Raw genomic sequence first — 20,962 nt, 5'->3', positions numbered from 1 at the left:
AGGAACTCGTCCCCCGCCGGCGGCGGACCGCACGTGCGAAAGGCGCTCGCCGGGTGATCGCGTCCGCGGCCTGGTAGCGGTTGGCGCCTCTGCCCGGGAAGGATGGCACTGCCGGTGACAGCGTGACCGGCCCTGGACGCGGCTGAGAGGAAGACAACTCGTGATCACACCGTTGCGTATGGGACTGGTGGGCTACGGCTTCGGTGGCCGGTACTTCCACGCGCCGCTGCTCGCCTCCGCCCCGGAGTGCGAGTTCCTGGGCGTGGTCACCAGGAACTCACCCGAGCGCCGCGAACAGGTCGGCAAGGAGCTCGGCCTGCCGACGTACGCCTCGCTCGAGGAACTGGCCGTGGCCGGCGCCGAGGCGGTGGCGATCTCGACGCCGGCGGACACCCACATGCCGCTGGTGCGCCAAGCCCTCGGCCTCGGACTCGCGGTGGTGTGCGACAAGCCGTTCGCGCTCGACGCCGACGCCGCACGGGAAGCCGTGGAGCTGGCCGAGCGGCTCGGCGTGACGCTGACGGTCTACCAGAACCGGCGTTGGGACTCCGACTTCCTGACGCTGCGGAAGCTGATCGACTCCGGGGCGCTCGGCACGCTCACGCGCTTCGAGTCCCGGTTCGAGAGGTTCGCCCCCGAACCCGGCCCGCCGGCCGCCGGCGGCGGCACCCTGCGCGACTTCGGCAGCCACCTGGTCGACCAGGCGCTGGTGCTGTCAGGACCGGTCGAACAGGTCTACGCGGAGGTGCACCGCCGCGACGGCGAGGATGGGCTCGACGACGACGTCTTCGTCGCACTGACGCACCGGAACGGCGCCCGGTCCCACATCTGGGGGAGCTGGCGGCAGGGCGCGCCGGGCCCCCGCTTCCGCGCGGCGGGGACCTCCGGCACGTACGTTGTCGACGGACCCATGGACGGGCAGGAGGGCCTGCTGATCAGCGGGGCGACGCCCGCGTCACTGGGCGACCGCTGGGGAGCCGAGCCGGAGGAACGATGGGGCAGGGTGCAGCGCGGCGACCGCGTCGAGCGCGTGCCCTCCACGCGTGGTGCGTGGGACACGTTCTACCCGGCGTTCGCCGGCGCGGTCCGCGGCACCCGGCCGGTTCCCGTTGACCCGTGGGACGCGGTGGCGACCGCCACCGTCCTGGACGCCGCCCGCGCCGGCGCGGCGAGCGGTCAGGTCGTGCGCCTGCCGTAGCGGGAGTCCCGGCCGCCTGCGTCTCTGGTTCCCCGAATGGTGGCCCACCCTTCTGATCAGCACGATCGGGATGGCCGCCGCGCTGGCCATCGGTGGCCGATGGGTCAACCTTCCCCGCCCAATCGAGCGCGGGTATGCCGCCTTCACCACAGCGTTCGCCGGAGCATGGCTCACGCTGGCCGCCTGCCTGGGGCCGTTCACCACGCCCCTACCCGCCGTCCTGGGCATCGGCTCGCTCGTACTGGCCGTGCCCTGGTGGGCACACCGCCGGCGGCGTGCCCGCGTACGGGTAGAGCGCACGCTAGCCGCCTGGCCGGACATCCTCCCGCGGCTGTGTTCACCAGCTTCTAAGCGAGGATCTCGCATGCGGAAAGCCTTGGGGAGTCAGTCCCGCAGAACAGAAGAGAGCTGGCCTACCGTTAGTGAACGCAACGCCAGCTCGGCGTACTGGTGGGCGATCTCGTCGGCGGTGAGGCTGCCGCCTGGGTCGTACCACTGGTACACGGTGTCGGCCATGGTGACCAGCGCGTAGGTGGCGACTGTCACGTCGGTCACCTGGAAGTCCCCACTATCTCGGCCGGCTGCGATGATCCCCCGCGGGATGTCCACGATCCTGTTCTGCAGTTCAGCCAGTTCGGCGCGCTGGGCCGGGCTGAGGTTGTCGCGGTAGCCGGTGGTGCGCAGCGCGTCGTAGCTGGCGGCGCGCGTTCGGTCGGTGAGTTGCGCCCGTACATGCGCGGTGATGTAGGACGTGAGCCGCTCCGCGGGTGTGTTGCCGTGTACCTGGACTTGCATGGTCTGGAGGAAGTCCTCGAGGCAGTTGCGCAGGAATTCGACCAGGATCGCCTGCTTGTTCTCGTAGAACCAGTAGATCGACGGGGCTGCGATCCCCACGCGTTCGGCGATGGCTTTGACGCTGGTCCTGGCGTAGCCGCGCTCTACGAACAGGGCGGCGGCATGCTTCAGGATCTCGGCGCGGGTGCCCGGGTCTCCGATTTTCCGGTCGAGACCGGACGCGGGAGCCATAGGGCGGATGTTACCAAGCGGCCCAAGCCGTCCCTTGCACGGACACGACCTTGACAGGTGTGGGGTGGGACCACATAGATTCTCCCTAATGACGTTAGGGATAAGTTGAGGCCTCGGGACTGGGTGGGTCAGCGCGTGCGTGGTGCTCGCCCCCGTCGTCGACGCGGTGTCGCCGCCGTACGAGTGCCGCGTTTGCCCGAATGTTCGGCTCGGTCGTCGCCGGCCGCGAATGAAGGGGAACGATGGGGCGGGTAGTGGTCTTGGAGGCTCTGGCCGGATCGGCCAGGAGATCGTCGCGGGCCTGGCCCGTTGCGGCGCTAGTGTGACCGTGGCCGACCTGCGTCCTCCCGCGGAGGCGGGCGCGTTCGTGCGGTGCGAAGTGACCGACGAGGCAGCCGTGCGGCAGACGCTGGAGGACAGCGACCTGGTGGTGCACGCGGTGGGTCCGTACTACCGGTACGGCGACCGCGTCGCCGCCGCGCTGGCGGCGGGTGTGCCATACCTCGATGTGTGCGACGACGCAGACGTCACCGAGGCCATCCTCGCCCTCCATGACGCTGCCCGGGACGCTGGGACGCCGGTGGTGACAGGTGCCGGCTTCAGTCCCGGGATCGTCAACGCCGTAGCGCTCTGCCTGGCCGGACGGTACGACGAGGTGGAGGCCACCGGCGACCTCAGCCGAGACGAACTCAGAGCCTGGTGCGCCGCCCACCTGACCGACGCGAAAACGGTCGACGAGGTGTACCTCGTCGAATACATCCCGCTGACCCCGATCGGCAAACCCGACCGGCACCGGCTGGCCGGTCTCCTCGGCACGGAACAGGACACATGGACGTAACCGCCACCTATATCGGCACCGCCACGGTCTTGCTGCGGATCGGCGACCTGACCGTCCTGACCGACCCGGCGCTCGACCCAGCCGGCACGGTCTACGACTATCCCGTCCCGGTGCGCCGCACGAAGGATCCCGCCGTCGGCGCCGCCGACCTTCCCCCTGTCGACGTGGTGCTGCTCAGCCACGACCAGCACCCGGACAACCTCGACCATGCCGGGCGGGCGCTGCTCGCCTCGACGGGCACCGTGATCACCACGGGCTCGGGCGCGACCCGGATCCCCGGAGCCGTCGGCCTTGACCCCTGGCAGAGTTGCGAGCTCTCCGGTGGCCGCCAAACCGCCCGGGTCACCGCGACCCCGGCGCGGCACGGCCCCGAAGGGATTGAACCGTTCGCCGGTGACGTGATCGGATTCGTGCTGGAGATTCCGGGGGCATCGGCCGCCCTGTACGTCTCCGGTGACACCGTCTACTACGACGAGCTCGACCGGATCGGCGAGCGCTTCACCATCGGCACCGCCTTCCTACACCTCGGTGATGCCCGCGTCCCTGCCCTCGGCGACTTCTCCTTCACCTTGGACAGCTCCGAAGGCGCCCGACTCGCGCGATCACTGGACGCCGCGACGGTCGTCCCAGTGCACTTCGACTCATGGGAGCACTTCAACGAGGACCCCGGGCGAATCTCCGGCACATTCGCCGACGCCGGGCTCGCCGACCGTCTGCACTGGCTGCCGCCCGGTGAGCCCTATCGGCTCGCCTGGCCATCTCTCAATGTCAGCGGGTGATGCCAATTTAGAGCGCCGAGGGGTCGGCTCGCCTGAATATCGACGCCGCTTCTCGGCGAGCTGATTGCCCAACGCGATCAGCAGCCGCTGAGCGCGACGCCGAGCACTCCGGCGAGGCGTTCAAGCGGACTGCCGACTCCGGAGAAGCTCCGAAGTCGATCTACGCCAGTGGTGGACGGCTCCGGAACCAGTTTTGCCTCTGGCATGCGACGCGTGGCGGTCGCCAGCCGCGACCGGCCGAAGAGCAGCAGCGCGGCCGGCAGCCGCCCAACGCGCGGCAGCGCGCCAGTGGCGGGCTGCCTTGATGCGATCTTCCCCTGCAAGGATGGCTGGGCGGGCTACGTCTGGGTCGTCACTCCAGAGGGCAAGAAGACCCGCAAGTGGTGCTACGGCAAGACACGCGAAGACCCATGAGAAGTGGCTCCGGCTTCATGAGCAAGCCCGCAAGGGTCCTGTCGCGACCAAGTCCCCGAGACGACGGACTATCTGTCCTACTGGCTACGCGAAGTCGTGGAGCCGAACCTAGCTCCTGCGACGGCCGCGACCTATGAGACGTTCTGCCGTCTCTACATCGGCCCCGCCCTCGGTAAGAAGCAGCTCGACAAGCTGGAGCTGATCAGCGCACGTTGTCGTTCTGCGGTTCCTTGCCAGCTTGATCGCGCCCGCTCTCGCCGATGATCACTCCGGTGCCGTTGGCGACCTTCTTGGTCGGCAAGCTCCCGGCTTCCACGCAACTCGCCCCCGCCGGTAGTGGCGGTGGCCGCTCGGGCAACAGATCGGAAACCGGCTCGTGCGAGCTCGGTGCGCGCATCTCGATGGACATCTCGACGTTGCCGGACAACTGCCCGAGCCCTTCCGCGATGGCGAAGTACGACACCCCGTCGACAATCTTGTACGCGTGTGCGGCGAATGACCACGTGTCCCAGGCGCCGTCCTGAGGCGGGTTGGGATCATCGGACATGCGAGGTGGCAAGCAGACGGTGGCGTAGACCGTCCAGCCGCTGTCACGCAGTTTTCGCATGCCTTTCACGGCCCATTGCCGCGCATCGTCAGCCGGAGCCGCGGCCGGCTGGTCGGCCAAGACCACCGTCACCACGCCACGGGTAGCAGGCAGCTTGTCCGACTTCCGGAACGCAGCCCTAGCGGCCGGCTTTTTGATGGCTTCACGGACGAAGGGCTGTGACAGCATGACCTCGAGCTGCTCATGATCGGCTTGCGTGGTGGCGCTCGAGGCGAAACACCCGCTCAGCAACAAGCAGATCGACGCCAGCAGGAATCGTCGGGTCATTTGGGCGTCACCACGCCCTGCACGTGTGTGTAGCCCAGCCCCGAGACATTGCCGTTGCGGAAGTCATCCTCGCTGACGCGGACCATCTCCGCGGTCAACGGGTTGTAGAAGATCAAGTCATCGTCCTCGTGGCCGACGAGCAACACATAGTGGGCAGGGTAGGAGTCCCCGATGAGGACCGGCACCGTGTGGCCCGCGTCCACCGCGCCGACGGCATCGTTGAGTGCGGGATTGACCGAACCGGCCGAGGTGTCGTCGACGAGCCGCCAATCGTATTTCGCGCCGAAGGAGTCGGCGTGCTGGTTCATCTCGTCGGTCAGCCCCCATGGGCTGGTGCCCAAGCTCTGCGGCCACACAGTGTTGGTGGAATCGTGGATGCGGTTCTGCTCAGCGGTGAACTTTTCCCGGAGTTCGGTGGGCGACAGCGAGTTGCCGTTTTCATCTGTGGTCAGGCTCAGTGCGTACAACGGGTCGTTCATGGCGCGCGCCACCATGATCGCAGTCGAGCCGCAGGTCGTCTGATTCTGCTGCTCCAGCTCGACGCCGTTGACGGAGACCGTCCCGCTGCCGTTCGGGTCGACCAGGCTGAGGTGCTCGCGTAGCCAGATTTCGCTCTTGCCGTGAATGACCGTGGCGAATGTGGTGATGTCATCGATCGAGTGCCCGGCCGCGAGCGCCTTCATCAGATAGGCCCGCTCCGCCTCAGAGCCCGCGCCGTCGAGAAGCCCCTGCATGCGAGCGCGATCCGCCTCCGACAGAGCGTCCATCTTCGCCGCCGCCTGGGCCAGCTGCGTCGTAGTGAGGATGCCGCCCTCTTCCTGTGCGATGCCGTCGATGCCCGCGTTCGCCAGGAGGACCGCGTCGAAGGCGTCCACGTGGCGCGACCGGACTGCGCCTGCGCGCGCCTTGCCCTGTACGTCACGCAACCCGCGCTGCAGTGCGTCCGACGCGGCCCAGAGTTCCTCGAAAACCTCGACGCCGCCGTAAATCGCCCCGATGGCCTTGCGGACCTCCTCGACGATGCCGCCGTCATCGTCGAGCGGCCATACGCTGTCCCAGACATTGCGCAAGAGGTCCTGAGCGCTGTCGAGCTGGCCCAATGCCTCGCTCAGGCGTTGCCGGTGATGGCCCAGCTCCTTCTTCAGCCTGCGGACCTCGTCGGCGTACTCCTGCAGCAACGTGTCGGCCTTGCGCATGGCCGGTGCGGCGGTCTGCAGCAGGTCGTCGGTCGCTATGAGTGCGGCGAGCGCCTCCGTGGCGGCGTCGCCCTTCCACACCGATGGGACCGACGACCTCGTATGGTCGATATCGGTGCCGGCCGCGTCCAGGGCGGTCGCCATCTTGCGGAAGGCCTTGCCCAGCTCGTCGATGCCGTCCGGATTCCCCGGCACATCCCGGAATAGCGAGGTCACCGTACATATGGCACTGACGATCTCGCCGATCATCGTGACCGGGTTGGATATCGACGTGAGAAAGCTGGCGACCTGCTTGAGCCGGTTGATCGCGGTCGTCACCTGCAGGTAGTCGTCCGAGGTCATGTACCGCCACCCGAGGCGTACGGCTTCCGGGCGGCTATGTAATCATCGACCGACTTGAACCCTTGGGCTGACGCATGCGTCGCCAGGCACCACTGTTCGAGCACCTCGATATAAACGCCGATCTCTTTCTCCCAGACGTCGCGCACGGCGACGACCGCTGCGGCGGGATCAGTGAGCTTGAATTCATCCTCAGGCGTTTCGAGCACCTCTTTCCAGTCACGACGGGAGATGCGGAGGTCGTCGGCTACATCGCAGATAGCCCTGGCCTTCCGCTTGATGGCGCCATGCGTGTACAGGACCTCAGATAAGCTCATGTTTACTTCCATGGGTATATCTTAAAATGCGGCGACGAATGGGAACATGGCGCTTTTCTCGAGGTGAATGACAAACGTCGGAACAGCCTACCGCCGTCCCATCGGCCACGCCACGTCTGTGACCGGTGAAGCGATCGACATACCTTGGTGGTGATGCCGCAGGCGCCGCCGCTGCTCACCGCCGCCTCCAGCGCACGCTGGGGACTCATTGTAATGGGCGGGGCCGAATTGTGCCGGTCGCTCCGGGTGATCCCCGATCTTCGGTGCACTGCAGAGTTGCGTTGCATGTAACGATGCTGTCAATCACAAATATGCGAAGCAACGATGTTTACAGGGTAAATCCAAAAGGAATTGTTGCAGAACGTCTGCCGATGAATGCACGCACTCCTGCACCTTGATCGGTCACGGGTCAGGGCTGAAGCGTTCTCGGTTGGTGGGACGCGCAAGGGCCTGAGACGGCCGGTTGGCTGAAGGCACCTCCGGGGTGCGAATGACAAGTGGGGATGCGGCGGGCGATGTGGGCCGGAAGGTATCGGTCCGCGACGTAAGCGCGCGGTACCGGCGGCCAGCCGGTACAGTCCTCCAGGTCGTCGACCGGTTCGCAGCGGGCGCGTCGCTGGGTGCGCAGCCGCTCGCGTTCGGCGTCGGTGATGCCGGTCAGTTATGTGATAGGGACGCCGCTGCGCTGGTATTTCACGCTGAACAGGTAGGGCATGTCACGCGGGCAGCTCAGGTAAGCCATGTACGGGCCATCCCTCCAGGCGCCCTTAGACCGTGTCCTATGTGGTGAGCCGGATGAATCGCTTGTAGCAGCACAGTGCACCGCGGCAGAACGACTCCGCCCCACAACGGATCAGCACGTAACACCCCACGCAGCTCGACGACAGGTGAGGATCGGCCAGGCGGGCGGCCGAACCATTCGCCGCATGTGCGCGTCTCATCGATCATGAGTGCGTTGCTGGGAGAGGACCCGCACACGATCGGCGGCTACTGGCTGGCCGGCCGCCTGGGGCAGGGAGGCCAGGGCGTCGTTTACGAGGCTTACGACGGTGAGGGTGCTCGGGTGGCGCTCAAGCTCCTGCACGCGGACGGCGGCCGCACGCAGCTGGACCGGTTCGCCCGGGAGGTCGAGGCCGCGCGAAGGGTGGCCTCTTTCTGTACGGCTCGGGTCTTGGACGCCGATCTGGCGGGCCCGCGGCCGTACATCGTCAGTGAGTACGTCAGCGGGCCCAGCCTGCGCACAGCCGTACGGGATGGGCGATCGTTCGCGGGGGATGACCTGCACCGGCTGGCCACGGCGATCGCCACCGCGCTGGCCGCCGTTCACGAGGCTGGGGTGATCCACCGCGATCTGAAGCCCGACAACGTCCTGCTCGGTCCGGACGGCCCACGGGTGATCGACTTCGGTATCGCGCGCACCGAGGAGATGTCGCTGACGTCCACCGGGCTCACCGCCGGCACACCCGCCTACATGGCGCCCGAGTCGTTCAGCGGGCGGCGGGCGGGCGCGCCGGGCGACGTGTTCGCGTGGGGCGCTGTGGTGCTCTTCGCCGCGCAGGGAAGGGAAGCCTTCCCCGGGGACAACGCCGCTGCGGTGATCCACCAGGTCCTGTCGGCCATACCCGACGTGGGCGGGTTGCCGCCCGTGCTGCGCCCGCTGGTGGCGGCGGCGCTGGCCAAGGAGCCGGAGTCGCGGCCGACGGCCCGGGAGTTGCTGCTCGCCCTGGTCAGCGGGAACGGCGAGGCGGCCGGGCTGTTGCGTGCGGGCAGTGAGCGGGCGCGGCAGATCGCCTCGGACGAGGGCCGGGATCCGGGGTTAGGGACGATCGCCGAGGACGCCTACGCCGCACTCCCGGAGGCGCAGCGGCGACTGGTGCCCGGAGTGTTCCTACGGCTGCTCACCCTCGACGAGTACGACATGGAGACGACCCGCCCGGTCCCCGTGGCCGAGCTGGAGTACGGCGGGCAGGACCTGAAGGAGATCCTCCGGGCGTTCTCCTACGTGCTCTCCGAGCGTGACGGCCAGATGGTCCTGACCCGCCCCGCCGTCCTGCGCGCGTGGCCTCGCCTACGCGGCTGGGTGAACGAGGAGAAGGCGGGCCTGGCGGTCGTCGCACAGCTCGGCCAGGCCGCCCGCCACTGGGATGACAACCGTCGCGGCGACGGCGACCTGCTGCGCGGCAGCCGGCTGCAGGCGGTCGAGAGCTGGGCTGTCGCCGAGCGCCGCCATATGACGCTCACCAGGCTGGAGCGTGACTTCCTCGACTCCAGCCGCCGGGCGCTGATCCGGTCCAGGAGGCTACGGCGAGGCGCGCTGGTCACGCTGGTCACGTTGCTCGTCGTCGCTCTCGCCGGCGCGGTCTCGGCCGTGAACGCCGCGGGCGACGCCAACAGGGAGCGACAGCGGGCGGAGGCACAGAAGCGGCAGGCGTTGTCCAGGCAACTGGCGATGCAGAGCGTCCGGCTCGTCGGCACCGAGCCAACGGTCGGGCACCTGCTGGCGGTCGCGGCCTGGCGGCTGGCGCAGACCAAGGAGGCCCGCCACAGCCTCCGTAACGCGCTCGCCGCGCCCGCCGTTCACGCTCGGCCCGGCCCGGCGATCGCGCTGGCCTTCAGCCCCGACGGCAAGGTCCTCGCGACCAACGGGGACGAGGGCGTCGTGACACTCCGCGACCCCGTCACTCACCGTCCGACCGGCTCCCTGACCGGCCAGAAGCAGATGGTCACCGAGGTGGTGTTCAGCCGCGACGGCCGGCTCGTCGCGGCGGTTGCCGAGGACGTGCGGATCTGGGACGTCGCCACGCGCGAGCAGCTCGGGGAGCCGCTTCGGGGCCGCGGCACCGTGGCGTTCAGCCCGGACGGCAAGCTCCTGGCCACGGGCGGCGACAGGGTGCGGGTGTGGGATGTGGCCACGCGCGAACAGGTCGGTGATGCGCTCCCCGGAGCCAACGCCGTCGCCTTCAGCCCGGACGGGAGGCTGCTGGCGACCCACTCCTCCCGCGACACCGAGGCCCGGGTTTGGGAGGTGGCCTCGCGCAGGCAGGTCGCCTCGCTCGAAGCGCACTTCAATCCCGCCGGTACCAGCCACGTCGCCTTCAGCCCTGATGGGAAGCTGCTGGTCACCGGCAGCCACGCGTTGCGCCTGTGGGACGTCGCCACGTGGCGGCCGATCGGCAAGCCGCTCATGAACAGGCAGATCGTCGGCATCCGAGTGGCCTTCAGCCCGGACGGCGCAGTCCTGGCGGCCACGAGCGACGGCGGCCGAGCCCGGCTGTGGAATGTGGCCACGCGCCAGGAGCTCGGTCCCAGGCTCTCCGGTCACACGATCGCCCTGTACAGCGTGGCCTTCAGCCCCGACGGGAGACTGCTGGCCACCGGCGGCGTCGATGGGCTGTGGCTGTGGAGCCCGTTCACACACCGGCAGCTGGGACCGCCCCTGCCCACGACGGGCGCCACCGCGCGCGCTGCGACGTTCGGCCGGGATCGACGGAACATCCTGACTTCCGACGCGCGGCAGGTCACGCTCTGGGGCCTCGGCTCACGAAAGCCGATCTTCACCATCACGCCGGGGCAGCACATCAACACCGCGGTGCGGAGCCCGGACGGTGACACGCTGGCGATCGGGCTGGAATCCGAGCTGACCTGGTGGGATGTCGCCAGCCGACGCCAGGTGAGCTCGGTGAGAACTCCCAGCCACGTCATCGTATCGGCGGCCTACAGCCCGGACGGGCGGGTCCTGGCCATCGCGCTCACACCGGACCCGCGGACCGGTTCGAAGCCCGAGGTGTGGCTCTTTGACACGCGCACCCATCGCCGGATCGGCCGGATCGTCCGCACCGAGAACATCATGCAGCTGGTCATCAGCCCCGACGGCAGATACCTGACCATGGTGGACATCGGGGAGAACGCCCAGCTGTGGGAGTTGTCCACCCAGGTCAAGGCCGGCCCGCCCATCACCAGGGCGAGAAGCGTCGCCTTCTCCCCGGACGTCAGGACCCTGGCCGTGGCCGGCACCGCGGGAACGCGGCTGATCGACCTGGCCTCCCGCAAGCAGCTCGGCCGGGACCTGGGCGGGCACTCCGGCGTGATCACCGCGGTGGCCTTCAACGCCGACGGCGCCACCCTCGCCACCGCGAGCGACGACAAGAGCGTCCGGCTGTGGGACGTGGCCACGCACGAACAGGTCGGCGCCGCTCTTCCCGGCCGCAGCAGGGTCTCCGTGGTGGCGTTCGGCGACGGCGTGCTGGCTACGGTGAGCGATGACGACACGTTCCGGGTGTGGGGCGTGGCCGAACCCGCGGACCTGGTGGCCGCCGCTTGCGCTCGCGCCGGCCGTACGCTCAGCGCCCAGGAATGGGAGCAGTACCTACCCGGCGAGCCCTTCCAGACGGTGTGCGTGCCGTCCTGAGCCAGGCGGCCCGCGCAGTACGTCGCGCTACTTACCGAACTGGCCAGGATCGGCGCTGAGGAGAAGGTGCGAGCGGCCCTGCCAGCACCACAAGAAGATCGGTGGCGGCAGTTCGCAGCCGACGTCCGCACCGAGTTATTCGGGCTCATGTTCGATGGCGGGCGCCAACGAGCCGAGCGAGAGCTCGCGGCGCTCGACAGCCTTCCCCACATCACCGATGCGGTGGTCCACGGTGATCTCGGCGCCGAGAACGTCCTCTGGGAGCGCAAGGACGGACTGCCAGTGCTCAGGCGGGGTGATCGATTGGGATGAGGTCACGATCGGTGACCCCGCCGAGGACCTGGCGGCCGTTGACGCCAGCTACGGCACGCATTTCTTGAATCGGGTACTCACGCTTGGCGGCTGGTCGGACAGCACGATGGCCACCCGCATCGCCATCATTCGCACAACCTTCGCCCTGCAGCAGGCTCTATCCGCGCACCGGGACGGCGACGAAGAACAACTGGCGGACGGTCTGACCGGCTACCGCTGAATTCATCCCCCGGCCCCACCGTGATCGTCTTCTACTCCCATCACTGGTGTTGACGGACAGCACCCGATCTCCGAAGACGCGGAAGAGCCTCTCCAAAGGCGCTCATACCTGCAACAACCCGATGATCGTTTCCGGTCACAGCACTTAGTCGGGAGCTTCTTGGTCCCGAGCGGCTACAAACGACCCCAAGCCGGGTTCGGTGTAGATCAAGCCGTCTTCGCGCAACTTGGCAACGGCCTTCTGTGTCGTGGCGACAGCTAGGCCGAACTCATCCATCAAGGCCATGACCGATGGCATGCGCTCCCCTGGAGCGTACTCACCCGTCTTGATGCGCTCTGCGAGGATCTCGTAGAGCTGCTTCCACCTGGGGACACTCGGCTTCCAAACGATCACCTAGGCACGATAGGGGCGCTATGCGTTGCACTGCATCGCTCGCATACTAGCTGCACTAGGTATTTCAGGTCTACTATCCAAACCATGGAGATACCGGAGTTTGACGTGTGGAGGGACAGCTTCGGCATGCTCCACGCCAGGCATCGACCGTTCGGCGTCGAAGTGCAGGCGGAGCATCCGCGCTACCTCCGTCTCCTCGCCGCACGCGTCCTCTACATCTGGTTTGTGGGGGATCGGTCATGACCGACCGCATCGCTCTCGCGGTCCTCCGAGACGTCCGCCCCGCACGTCCCGTACATCACCGTCAAGATGGCTCGTGACGTATCCATTCATTCGCATCACGCTGCCCGGTATGGGCGTCTTCGTGCCTCAGTTCCTTCCCCATTTAGCGGGGCGTGATCGGGCATGGCGCGAGATGCATGGAGCCGGGATCATCCCGTGGCGTACAAGGCTTCCCTGCTGGGTGAGCAGCATGCGGAGTGCAGGGCGCTTTCCAGAGTCGAGTTTTTCGACGCTTTCGATCTGAATATCACTGACTCCCGTCAGGGATACAGCGCCACAGCGCTGTATCACGAATATCTGCGCTCTCGCCTTCGGGCGAGGATGCAGCCTGTTGATCGCATCGAGGAAGGTGCGTGATGGGAAGCCGGAGAGCGCAGGTGACGACGCACCATATGAACGGAAACACACTCGCTTTCATAGAGATTGCGAATCAATTGCGTGCTCGAATCGACATCGGAGATTACAGGCCGGGCGATCTCCTTCCGTCTGAATGGCAGCTGTGCCATGAATTCAACCGCAAGCGCACAGCAATTCGACGGGCTCTCGCGATGCTGGAAGGCGATGGCCTAATCACCACGATGCCCGCAAAAGCCTCACCACGGGCATCCGCACCGAGGAAGCCCGCGCGCTGCGCTGGGACCACGTCGTCGCCTGGATACCGAACCTCAAACAGTGGCGACCCGTCACCGAGGTGGGGTTCAACCACAAGAAGTTCGCCATCTACGTATGGCGCGCCGACCGAGAAGGAGGTGACACCAAGACCCGCAAGTCACGCCGCACGCTGGAACTGCCCAAGCTGGCGGCCGAGGCCCTCCGACAGCACCACACCCGCCAAGCCGCCCAGAAGCTCAAAGCAGGCAAGGCATGGCAAGATCACAACCTGGTGTTCTGCACGAGCGTCGGCACCCAACTGGACGCGTCCAACGTGCGGCGGGCATTCCGCAAGATCACCAAGGAAGCGGGGATCGGAACCGCCTGGAGTCCCCGCGAACTGCGTCACTCGTTCGTCTCCATCATGAGTGACCAGGGCGTACCCATCGAGACCATCGCCGATCTCGTCGGGCACGCGGGCACCAGCGTCACAGAAGCGGTCTACCGGCACCAGCTCAGACCGGTGATCACCAAGGGTGCCCAGACTATGAACACCATCTTCGGCGACAGCCGACACGGGTAGAGAGTCCGACTGAGATGGCTCCCCGATTGGCTCCCATCGACTCCCAGACAAGGGAAAAGGGGCTCCGGATGAACTCCGAAACCCCTCTTGACCTGCAACTTCTTGGTGGAGATGAGGGGATTCGAACCCCTGACCCCTTCGATGCGAACGAAGTGCGCTACCGGACTGCGCTACATCCCCAAGGACTCGACCAGATTAGCAAACCTTTGAGGGTCCTCGCGCCACCGTTTCAATCCCCCACGGCTCGCCTGGGCGGCTCCGCGTACTGGTCGAACAGCACGTCCTGGTGCAGCGACGCGAGTTCGATCACCTCTGCCGGCGGCTCCTCGACAACCCTGCGACGCTCACGCGTCCGCCGCAGTCGCTCAGCGCGCGCCTCGCGGGCCCGTGCCCGGCGTTCGCCGTCCACCTGTACGGCGACCCGCAGGAACCCCATGTACGCCAGCATGATGACGATGGACGGCGCCACCCCCCACCACGGGATCATCTGGACCGCCGCCGTGACGACCGAGGCCAGCACCAGCAGCGTGGTGAAGAACAGCAGCCGGCGGCGGCGGGCGACGATGATGGCGCGGCGCCGCAGCCGGAACTGGCGGACGTCGACCTTCTCGACCTCCGATGGCGGCGGCGCGGCATCGTCCTCATCGGAGCCCTCCGCGGACGGGGGCTCCAGGTTGTCGAGGTCGGGCAGCTGGTGCTCGCCGGTGTAGTACTCCTCGAGCTCGGCCAGCTCGGCGAGGTTCGTCTTGTCCTTGCGCAACCACATCGGAATGAGGACGCACAACCACATCACGACGATGGCGAGATAGAGGAGGACGCTGCTCACGGCCACCTCCGGGCAGCACAAAGACGCGAGTGTGTTCGTTGCGTCTTCAATGTGCTCACGTCACGCACCGTAAGACCGCGTGTTCTGATTGACGAGCATTCGGTGCGGTGTGTCGCGAGATCGTCAAACCTCTTCGACGGGAGACCCCCCACGAGCGGCCGACTCGCGGGCGCGACGCCACTGCACAAGCAGCCCGCCGGGCACGTCCTCGACGGTCAACGCGTAGCAGATGTGGTCGCGCCAGGCTCCGTCGATGTGGAGTTGGCGACGCCGAATGCCTTCTTCCCGGAATCCGAGCTTCTCAACCACCCTACGGCTGGCTTGGTTCTCGGGGCGGATGTTCGCCTCTAGCCGATGCAATCCGGTGGTGAAGAAGCAATGGTCGACGGCCATGGCGAGGGCGGTAGGGGTGATCCCCCGGCCGGCCAGGGCGCCGTCGATCCAGTATCCGACCTGGGCGGAACGGGCAGATCCCCACACGATGGCGCCCACGGTCAGCTGCCCCGCGAAGCGCCCCTCGTACGTGACCACCCACGGCAGTGCCAGCCCTTGCCTGGCCTCGCGCCGCAGGGTGCCGACCATGGAGATGTAGGGGCCGAGCCCGGTCCTGAACAGCGGCGTCTCAGGATTGCTCGGCTCCCAGGGGCGCAGCCAGTTCGCATTGCGCAGCCTGGTCTCGCGCCACACGCGTACGTCGCTCAGCCGCAGCGGCCGGAGGCCTACCGGGCCTTCGTTCAGGGCCGCCGGCCAGCCACGAAGTCGATCCACATCTCTCATCATCCCCCCATCGGGCATGATGCCGCCACGCGCGTTTCGAATCACGGTCAGCGCGGGTGATCGCCGCCCCGGATCTGGTCGACCGCGTGCCGCAGGATCGGGGCGAGTACGGCCACGCCATCGCGTACGCCACCGGACGATCCGGGCAAATTCACGATCAAGGTGTTGCCTGCCTGACCCGCCAGCCCACGGGACAGTACGGATGCCGGCACCTTGTCCCGGTTCGCCATCCTGATCGCCTCGGCGATGCCGGGAATCTCCCGGGAAATCACCCGGGCGGTCATCTCCGGCGTCAGATCCATCGGCGTCAGCCCGGTCCCCCCGGTGGTCACGATGACGTCGTAGCCGTCCGCCAGCCCCTTGCGTAGCGCCGCCTCGACGGGGTCGCCGTCCGGCACCACCAGCGGGCCGTCGACGTCCTCGCACCCGGCGTCGTCGCGAAGCAGCTCGACCAGCAACGGTCCTGATTTATCCGCATAAATCCCGGCCGACGCCCGGTTCGACACGGTGATCACCAGCGCCCGCATCAGCTCTCCGGCTCCCTTGTCCAGCGCCCGGTCTTCCCGCCCAGCTTCTCCTCCACCCGCACATCGGTGATCACCGCGCCCGGATCGACCGCCTTGACCATGTCGATCAGGGCCAGCGCCGCCACCGAGACAGCAGTCAGCGCCTCCATCTCAACACCGGTACGGTCGGCCGTCTTCACCCGGCACGTGATCGCCACACCCCAGTCCTCGACGTCCAGGGTGACCTTCACCCCGTGCAACGCGATCGGATGGCAGAGCGGAATGAGATCAGGAGTCCGCTTCGCCCCCATGATCCCCGCGATCCGCGCCACCCCCAGCGCGTCGCCCTTGGGCACCTCTCCCGACCGCAACAACGCGACCACCTCGGCCGACAGCAGCACCCGCCCGGTGGCCACGGCACTACGCGCCGACACGTCCTTGCCGGACACATCCACCATGCGCGCGGCGCCCGTTTCGTCGATGTGCGTCAATTCGCTCATAGCCGGATCACCTCCACCTCGCTCCCGCCGGGCACCTCTGTCACGTCCTCGGGCACCATGATCAGGGCGTTCGCCGAGGCCAGAGCGGCCAGCTGGTGCGAGCCCTGCCCGTGCACCGGCGACACGGTGCCGTCGGCAGCGAGCACGCCCCGCAGGTACGACCGCCGCCCCGCGGGCGAGCGCAACGGGCCCGTGACGTATGCGGTCACCGTTTCCGGCAGACCGCTGGGCAGCCCACGCATCTTGGCGAGCGCAGGGCGTACGAACAGCATGAAAGACACGAACGACGACACCGGATTGCCGGGCAGGGCGAAGATCGGCACCTGGTCCTCACCCAGGACGCCGAACCCCTGCGGCATCCCCGGCTGCATGGCGACCTTCTCGAAACGGACGGTGCCCAGCGGCGACAGAGCCTCCTTGACCGGCTCGTACGCCCCCATCGACACCCCGCCGCTGGTGATGATCGCGTCGGCCCGCACCAGGTGGGTGTCGAGCCGGTCGAGCAGCACGCTGGGATCGTCCCCGACGGAGCCGGCCCGGAAGCCCTCCGCGCCCGCCTCCCGCACCGCGGCCGTCAAGGTGAAGCTGTTGGAATCCCAGATCTGCCCGGGGGCCAGCTGCCCGCCCGGCTCCACCAGCTCGGCGCCCGTGGAGATGACGACAACCCGAGGCCGCGGCCGCGCCAGCACCCGCCGCCGTCCCACCCCGGCGATGATCCCCAGCTGCGCCGGCCCGATCACCGTGCCCGCCTTGAGCACGACCTCACCGGCCTGCACGTCCTCCCCCGCCCGGCGGATCGCGTTGCCTTCCTGCACGGGACGGTCGATCGTCACGGAGACCGTCCCCCCGTTCGTCCACTCCACCGGTACCACGGCATCGGCGCCGGCCGGGAGTGGAGCCCCGGTCATGATGCGTACGGCGTGCCCCGGCCCCACGGCCCGCAGCTCATGGGACCCGGCCGCCACGTCGTCGATCACCGGCAACGTAACCGGAATATCGGAAACATCCGCCGACCGCACGGCATACCCGTCCATGGCCGAGTTGTCGAACGGCGGCAGCGGCACCGGCGACGACACCTCCTCGGCGAGCGTGGTCCCCAGCGCCTGCTCCAATTCGAGCTCCAGCGGCGCCAGAGGACGCACGGTGGCCAGGATCTCGGCCAGATGCGCGTCAACCGATTTCATCGAGGAACTCCCGCAACCAGGGCACGAACTCGGGGGCCAGATCCTCCCGATCCGCCGCGAACTTCACCACGGTCCGCAAGTAATCCAGCTTGTCCCCGGTGTCGTACCGCCGCCCCCTGAACAGCACCCCGTGCACCGGGCCACCCTCGTGGGAGCCGCGCGCCGCGAGCGTGCGCAGCGCGTCGGTGAGCTGGATCTCGCCCCCACGCCCCGGCGGGGTGTCCTCCAGCACCTCGAACACCGCAGGATCGATCACATAACGCCCGATGATGGCCCAATTGGACGGCGCCTCGTCGACCGGCGGCTTCTCCACCAGATCGGTCACCCGCACCACGTCGTCCTCGGCGGTGGCCTCGATGGTCGCGACGCCGTACAGCGAGACCTGCTCCTTGGGCACCTCCATCAGCGCGATCACGCTGCCGCCGAACGTGTCGCGTACCTCTATCATGCGTTTGAGCAGCTCGTCGCGCCGGTCGATCAGGTCGTCGCCGAGCAGGCAGGCGAACGGGTTGTCGCCGACGTGCTGCTTGGCGCACAACACCGCGTGGCCGAGCCCCTTCGGCTCGCCCTGCCGCACATAGTGGAGCGTCGCCAGCGAGGCGGGCTCACGAACCTGGGACAGCCGATGCTCGTCGCCCTTCGCCTCCAGGGCCTCCTCCAGCTCGAACGCACGGTCGAAATGGTCCTCGATGGAGCGCTTGTTCTTGCCGGTGACCATGAGCACATCGAGCAGCCCGGCGGAGGCGGCCTCCTCGACGACATACTGGATCGCGGGCTTGTCGACGATGGGCAACATCTCCTTGGGTGTCGCCTTGGTCGCCGGGAGGAACCGGGTGCCCAGACCCGCGGCGGGCACGACGGCTTTCGTCACAGGGTCGAAGTCAGCCATGAGTAGACCCTAGTGGAGGGACCTGTGGACAAGCTGAACCTGCGCCGCGAGCTGAACGCGGCGCGTAGCTCACTCTCCCCCGAGCAGCTGCGGGCAAACGCCATCAAGGTCCGCGAAACGCTGCTCGAGCAGCCGTGGGTCCAGATGGCCGGTCTGGTGGCCTGCTACTGGTCGACGGGGTTGGAGCCGGACACGCACGGGCTCGTGTTCGCTCTCTGGAAACACGGCGCCACGGTGATCCTTCCCGTCCTGCGGGAGGACTATGACCTGGATTGGGCAGTGTACGACGGGCCGGACACGCTCGCGCCGGGACGCTTCGGGATCATGGAGCCGGTCGACGCACGCCGCGGCGTCGGCGCCATCCGCACGGCCGCGCTGGTGATCGTGCCCGCGCTGGCGGTCGACCGGCGTACGGGGGTTCGCCTCGGCCGCGGCGGCGGCTCGTACGATCGTGCCCTGGCCAGGGTCGGCCCGAACGTTCCAACGGTGGCCTTGCTGCACGACGGCGAGCTGATCGACGGCATCCCCGCGGAGCCGCACGATCGACGAGTCCGATATGCCATGACACCAGCGGGACTCACTAGTCTTATGTGAACGAAAGTACGAGAGGGGGCCAGATGACGCTTGATGTCTGGCTCCTTATTGGTGCAGTCATCGTCATAGCGGCCATTGCGTCCGTACGTGTCGCGCATCGCATGGGCCTGCCCAGTCTGCTCGTGTATCTGGGCTTCGGTCTGATCCTTGGGGAATCCGGGTTCGGGATCCTTTTCGACAACCCGCACGTGGCGCAGCAGATCGGCCTCACCGCGCTGGCGGTGATCCTGGCCGAGGGCGGACTCACCACGAACTGGTCCCATGTGCGGCGTTCGGTCCCCTTGGCCCTGGTGCTGGCGACCGCAGGCGTGACGGTCAGCATCGTCGTGGTGGCGCTGGCCGCACAGGGACTGCTCGGCCTCAGCCCGAACACGGCACTGATCCTCGGCGCGGTGCTGGCCTCCACGGACGCGGCGGCCGTCTTCTCCGTCCTGCGGCGCTTGCCGCTGCCACCGCGGCTGGCCGGCGCCCTGGAGGCGGAGTCCGGCTTCAACGACGCCCCCACCGTGATCGCCGTGGTGCTGCTCAGCGGGGCGTCGAACTCGTCGCCGACGTTGGGAACGTTCCTCCTGGAGACCTCCGTCGAGCTGATCATCGGCGCGGCGGTCGGCCTCGCGGTCGGCCCGGCGGGCGCGTACGCCCTGCGCCGCGTCGCGCTCCCCGCCTCCGGCCTCTACCCCATCGCCGTCCTCGCGCTCACCTTCGTCTCGTACGGCGGCGCGGTGCTGCTACACGGCTCCGGCTTCCTGGCCGTCTACCTGTCGGCGCTGATCCTGGGCAATTCGCGGCTGCCGCACCGGGCGGCGACCAGGGGTTTCGCGGAGGGCGCCGCCTGGCTGGCGCAAATCGGGCTGTTCGTCATGCTGGGTCTGCTGGCCAGCCCCAAGGAGATGCCGTCGGCCGTCATACCCGGCCTGATCACCGGTACCGTCCTGGTGCTCCTGGCCCGCCCGCTCTCCGTGCTGGTGAGCTCCCTGCTGTCGTGGGCGTTGCGTATGGGCTGGGTGAGCTGGCGCGAGCAGGCGTTCCTGTCGTGGGCCGGGCTGCGCGGCGCGATCCCGATCGTGCTCGCGACCATCCCCTGGGCGTTCGGCGTCGACGGATCCAAGGAGATCTTCAACCAGGTCTTCGTGATCGTCATCGTGTTCACCCTGCTCCAGGGGCCGACGCTGCCGTTCGCGGCCCGGCTGCTCAGGGTGGGCGCTCCCGGCGAGGCACACGATCTCGCGGTGGAGGCCGCGCCGTTGGAGGAGCTCAAGGCGGACCTGCTGCAGGTTCGCGTGCCGCCCGGCTCGCGCCTGCACGGCGTGGAGATCTTCGAGCTGCGCCTCCCGGCCGGCGCCCAGGTGACGCTGATCGTCCGCGAAGGCAAATCGTTCGTGCCCACCAGCACCACCCGGGTCAGGGTGAACGACCAGCTCCTCCTCGTCACCACCGCCTCGTGCCGCGACCAGGTGGAGCGCCGCCTGCGGGCCGTCAGCCGCAGCGGCAAGCTGGCTGGTTGGTACGGGGAGCGGGGATTGGAATAGGCGTTTGACCCAATCGGTTAGCATTAGCAGTCCCAACGCTGGAGTGCCAGACTCTGAAGGAGGAGCCGCGTGCCGACTTACCAGTACGCCTGCAACGACTGCGGTGAGCAGCTCGAGGTCGTTCAGAAGTTCAGCGACGATGCGTTGACGGTGTGCCCCAGCTGCGAGGGCAACCTGCGGAAGGTGTTCTCCGCGGTGGGCATCGTGTTCAAGGGCTCCGGCTTCTACCGGACCGACAACCGCACGTCGTCCCCCTCGTCCACTTCTTCCAACGGGTCGTCCTCCAACGGGTCGTCGAAGTCTTCGGAGAGCAAGTCCTCCTCGGACTCCTCCAGTTCCTCCAGCTCCTCCACCCCGGCCCCCGCCGCCGCCTCCAACTGAACGGCT

Annotated in this window: 23 protein-coding genes, 1 tRNA gene and 2 pseudogenes; 14 read left to right on the top strand and 12 right to left on the bottom strand. The window is 67.8% G+C overall.

Annotation, left to right across the window (positions count from 1 at the left end; genetic code table 11):
• The first annotated feature begins 160 nt into the window (after positions 1 to 160).
• Entirely contained in the window at positions 161 to 1,198 is a 1,038-nt protein-coding gene (locus tag ACTWPT_RS44645) for a Gfo/Idh/MocA family protein (protein WP_443183611.1), read from the top strand.
• A 384-nt stretch (positions 1,199 to 1,582) separates the two neighbouring features.
• On the opposite strand, the gene ACTWPT_RS44640 is transcribed toward ACTWPT_RS44645, so the two are convergent.
• Positions 1,583 to 2,224, bottom strand: a complete 642-nt coding sequence (locus tag ACTWPT_RS44640) for a TetR/AcrR family transcriptional regulator (protein ID WP_443183610.1) — start codon at positions 2,222 to 2,224, stop codon at positions 1,583 to 1,585.
• Between the two features lie 229 nt (positions 2,225 to 2,453).
• On the opposite strand from ACTWPT_RS44640, the gene ACTWPT_RS44635 reads away from it, so the two are divergent.
• From ACTWPT_RS44635 to ACTWPT_RS44620, 4 genes are all read left to right on the top strand, one after another.
• Positions 2,454 to 3,062, top strand: a complete 609-nt coding sequence (locus ACTWPT_RS44635; protein WP_443183609.1) for a saccharopine dehydrogenase NADP-binding domain-containing protein — start codon at positions 2,454 to 2,456, stop codon at positions 3,060 to 3,062.
• Complete coding sequence (locus tag ACTWPT_RS44630; RefSeq protein ID WP_443183608.1) at positions 3,053 to 3,841, top strand: MBL fold metallo-hydrolase; 789 nt, start codon at positions 3,053 to 3,055, stop codon at positions 3,839 to 3,841. Before ACTWPT_RS44635 ends, ACTWPT_RS44630 begins: the two co-directional genes overlap by 10 nt.
• Positions 3,842 to 4,054: 213 nt before the next feature.
• Complete coding sequence (locus tag ACTWPT_RS44625; RefSeq protein WP_443183607.1) at positions 4,055 to 4,255, top strand: hypothetical protein; 201 nt, start codon at positions 4,055 to 4,057, stop codon at positions 4,253 to 4,255.
• A 72-nt stretch (positions 4,256 to 4,327) separates the two neighbouring features.
• Positions 4,328 to 4,519: a hypothetical protein gene (locus ACTWPT_RS44620; protein ID WP_443183680.1), complete on the top strand. Its 192-nt coding sequence runs from the start codon at positions 4,328 to 4,330 to the stop codon at positions 4,517 to 4,519.
• On the opposite strand, the gene ACTWPT_RS44615 is transcribed toward ACTWPT_RS44620, so the two are convergent.
• Genes ACTWPT_RS44615 through ACTWPT_RS44605 form a run of 3 tightly spaced genes read right to left on the bottom strand, consistent with a single transcriptional unit; the run spans position 4,458 to position 6,993 of the window.
• Positions 4,458 to 5,129, bottom strand: coding sequence for a hypothetical protein (locus tag ACTWPT_RS44615; protein WP_443183606.1), 672 nt, complete (start codon positions 5,127 to 5,129; stop codon positions 4,458 to 4,460). The genes ACTWPT_RS44620 and ACTWPT_RS44615 overlap by 62 nt on opposite strands.
• Entirely contained in the window at positions 5,126 to 6,643 is a 1,518-nt protein-coding gene (locus ACTWPT_RS44610; protein ID WP_443183605.1) for a WXG100-like domain-containing protein, read from the bottom strand. The genes ACTWPT_RS44615 and ACTWPT_RS44610 overlap by 4 nt, the downstream gene beginning before the upstream one ends.
• Before the next feature lie 20 nt (positions 6,644 to 6,663).
• Positions 6,664 to 6,993, bottom strand: coding sequence for a hypothetical protein (locus ACTWPT_RS44605; protein ID WP_443183604.1), 330 nt, complete (start codon positions 6,991 to 6,993; stop codon positions 6,664 to 6,666).
• A gap of 934 nt (positions 6,994 to 7,927) precedes the next feature.
• Here ACTWPT_RS44605 and ACTWPT_RS44600 point away from each other — a divergent pair.
• The gene (locus tag ACTWPT_RS44600; RefSeq protein ID WP_443183603.1) at positions 7,928 to 11,389 is read left to right on the top strand and encodes a protein kinase domain-containing protein; all 3,462 of its coding nucleotides are present in this window, start codon (positions 7,928 to 7,930) and stop codon (positions 11,387 to 11,389) included.
• 15 nt (positions 11,390 to 11,404) lie between these two features.
• Positions 11,405 to 11,921 (top strand): annotated as a pseudogene (locus ACTWPT_RS44595) (aminoglycoside phosphotransferase family protein); the annotation flags it as partial.
• A 144-nt stretch (positions 11,922 to 12,065) separates the two neighbouring features.
• On the opposite strand, the gene ACTWPT_RS44590 reads toward ACTWPT_RS44595, so the two are convergent.
• On the bottom strand, positions 12,066 to 12,314 hold the full coding sequence (locus ACTWPT_RS44590; RefSeq protein WP_443183602.1) for a GntR family transcriptional regulator: 249 nt from the start codon (positions 12,312 to 12,314) through the stop codon (positions 12,066 to 12,068).
• Between the two features lie 84 nt (positions 12,315 to 12,398).
• On the opposite strand from ACTWPT_RS44590, the gene ACTWPT_RS44585 reads away from it, so the two are divergent.
• From ACTWPT_RS44585 to ACTWPT_RS44570, 4 genes and pseudogenes are all read left to right on the top strand, one after another.
• On the top strand, positions 12,399 to 12,557 hold the full coding sequence (locus ACTWPT_RS44585; RefSeq protein WP_443183601.1) for a hypothetical protein: 159 nt from the start codon (positions 12,399 to 12,401) through the stop codon (positions 12,555 to 12,557).
• Positions 12,558 to 12,752: 195 nt separating this feature from the next.
• Positions 12,753 to 12,953 carry a hypothetical protein gene (locus ACTWPT_RS44580; RefSeq protein ID WP_443183600.1) on the top strand — a complete coding sequence of 67 codons (201 nt, stop codon included), beginning with the start codon at positions 12,753 to 12,755 and terminating at the stop codon, positions 12,951 to 12,953.
• Positions 12,953 to 13,168, top strand: a pseudogene (locus ACTWPT_RS44575) (GntR family transcriptional regulator); the annotation flags it as partial. The gene ACTWPT_RS44580 and the pseudogene ACTWPT_RS44575, both read left to right, overlap by 1 nt.
• Positions 13,105 to 13,770, top strand: a complete 666-nt coding sequence (locus ACTWPT_RS44570) for a site-specific integrase (protein ID WP_443183679.1) — start codon at positions 13,105 to 13,107, stop codon at positions 13,768 to 13,770. The pseudogene ACTWPT_RS44575 and the gene ACTWPT_RS44570, both read left to right, overlap by 64 nt.
• Positions 13,771 to 13,873: 103 nt before the next feature.
• Here ACTWPT_RS44570 and ACTWPT_RS44565 read toward each other — a convergent pair.
• The 7 genes from ACTWPT_RS44565 to galU all read right to left on the bottom strand — a co-directional run bounded on the left by ACTWPT_RS44565 (position 13,874) and on the right by galU (position 18,452).
• A tRNA-Ala gene (locus ACTWPT_RS44565) sits at positions 13,874 to 13,950 on the bottom strand.
• Positions 13,951 to 13,999: 49 nt separating this feature from the next.
• Positions 14,000 to 14,596 carry a divisome protein SepX/GlpR gene (sepX, locus tag ACTWPT_RS44560; RefSeq protein WP_443183599.1) on the bottom strand — a complete coding sequence of 199 codons (597 nt, stop codon included), beginning with the start codon at positions 14,594 to 14,596 and terminating at the stop codon, positions 14,000 to 14,002.
• 123 nt (positions 14,597 to 14,719) lie between these two features.
• The gene (locus ACTWPT_RS44555; protein ID WP_443183598.1) at positions 14,720 to 15,373 is read right to left on the bottom strand and encodes a GNAT family N-acetyltransferase; all 654 of its coding nucleotides are present in this window, start codon (positions 15,371 to 15,373) and stop codon (positions 14,720 to 14,722) included.
• Between the two features lie 47 nt (positions 15,374 to 15,420).
• Positions 15,421 to 15,900 carry a MogA/MoaB family molybdenum cofactor biosynthesis protein gene (locus ACTWPT_RS44550; protein ID WP_443183597.1) on the bottom strand — a complete coding sequence of 160 codons (480 nt, stop codon included), beginning with the start codon at positions 15,898 to 15,900 and terminating at the stop codon, positions 15,421 to 15,423.
• On the bottom strand, positions 15,900 to 16,379 hold the full coding sequence (gene moaC, locus ACTWPT_RS44545) for a cyclic pyranopterin monophosphate synthase MoaC (protein WP_443183596.1): 480 nt from the start codon (positions 16,377 to 16,379) through the stop codon (positions 15,900 to 15,902). Before moaC ends, ACTWPT_RS44550 begins: the two co-directional genes overlap by 1 nt.
• Positions 16,376 to 17,563, bottom strand: a complete 1,188-nt coding sequence (gene glp / locus ACTWPT_RS44540; protein ID WP_443183595.1) for a molybdotransferase-like divisome protein Glp — start codon at positions 17,561 to 17,563, stop codon at positions 16,376 to 16,378. Before glp ends, moaC begins: the two co-directional genes overlap by 4 nt.
• The gene (galU, locus tag ACTWPT_RS44535) at positions 17,550 to 18,452 is read right to left on the bottom strand and encodes a UTP--glucose-1-phosphate uridylyltransferase GalU (protein WP_443183594.1); all 903 of its coding nucleotides are present in this window, start codon (positions 18,450 to 18,452) and stop codon (positions 17,550 to 17,552) included. Before galU ends, glp begins: the two co-directional genes overlap by 14 nt.
• A gap of 24 nt (positions 18,453 to 18,476) precedes the next feature.
• Here galU and ACTWPT_RS44530 point away from each other — a divergent pair, with 24 nt between their 5' ends.
• From ACTWPT_RS44530 to ACTWPT_RS44520, 3 genes are all read left to right on the top strand, one after another.
• The gene (locus tag ACTWPT_RS44530; RefSeq protein ID WP_443183593.1) at positions 18,477 to 19,046 is read left to right on the top strand and encodes a 5-formyltetrahydrofolate cyclo-ligase; all 570 of its coding nucleotides are present in this window, start codon (positions 18,477 to 18,479) and stop codon (positions 19,044 to 19,046) included.
• Positions 19,047 to 19,069: 23 nt separating this feature from the next.
• The gene (locus ACTWPT_RS44525; protein ID WP_443183592.1) at positions 19,070 to 20,575 is read left to right on the top strand and encodes a potassium/proton antiporter; all 1,506 of its coding nucleotides are present in this window, start codon (positions 19,070 to 19,072) and stop codon (positions 20,573 to 20,575) included.
• Between the two features lie 69 nt (positions 20,576 to 20,644).
• The gene (locus ACTWPT_RS44520; protein WP_443183591.1) at positions 20,645 to 20,956 is read left to right on the top strand and encodes an FmdB family zinc ribbon protein; all 312 of its coding nucleotides are present in this window, start codon (positions 20,645 to 20,647) and stop codon (positions 20,954 to 20,956) included.
• Positions 20,957 to 20,962 lie beyond the last annotated feature (6 nt).

This window comes from Nonomuraea sp. 3N208 (assembly GCF_052245935.1).
GTDB lineage: Bacteria > Actinomycetota > Actinomycetes > Streptosporangiales > Streptosporangiaceae > Nonomuraea.
Note: the sequence above shows the minus strand (reverse complement) of the source record. Positions and strands in the feature narration are given on the sequence as shown.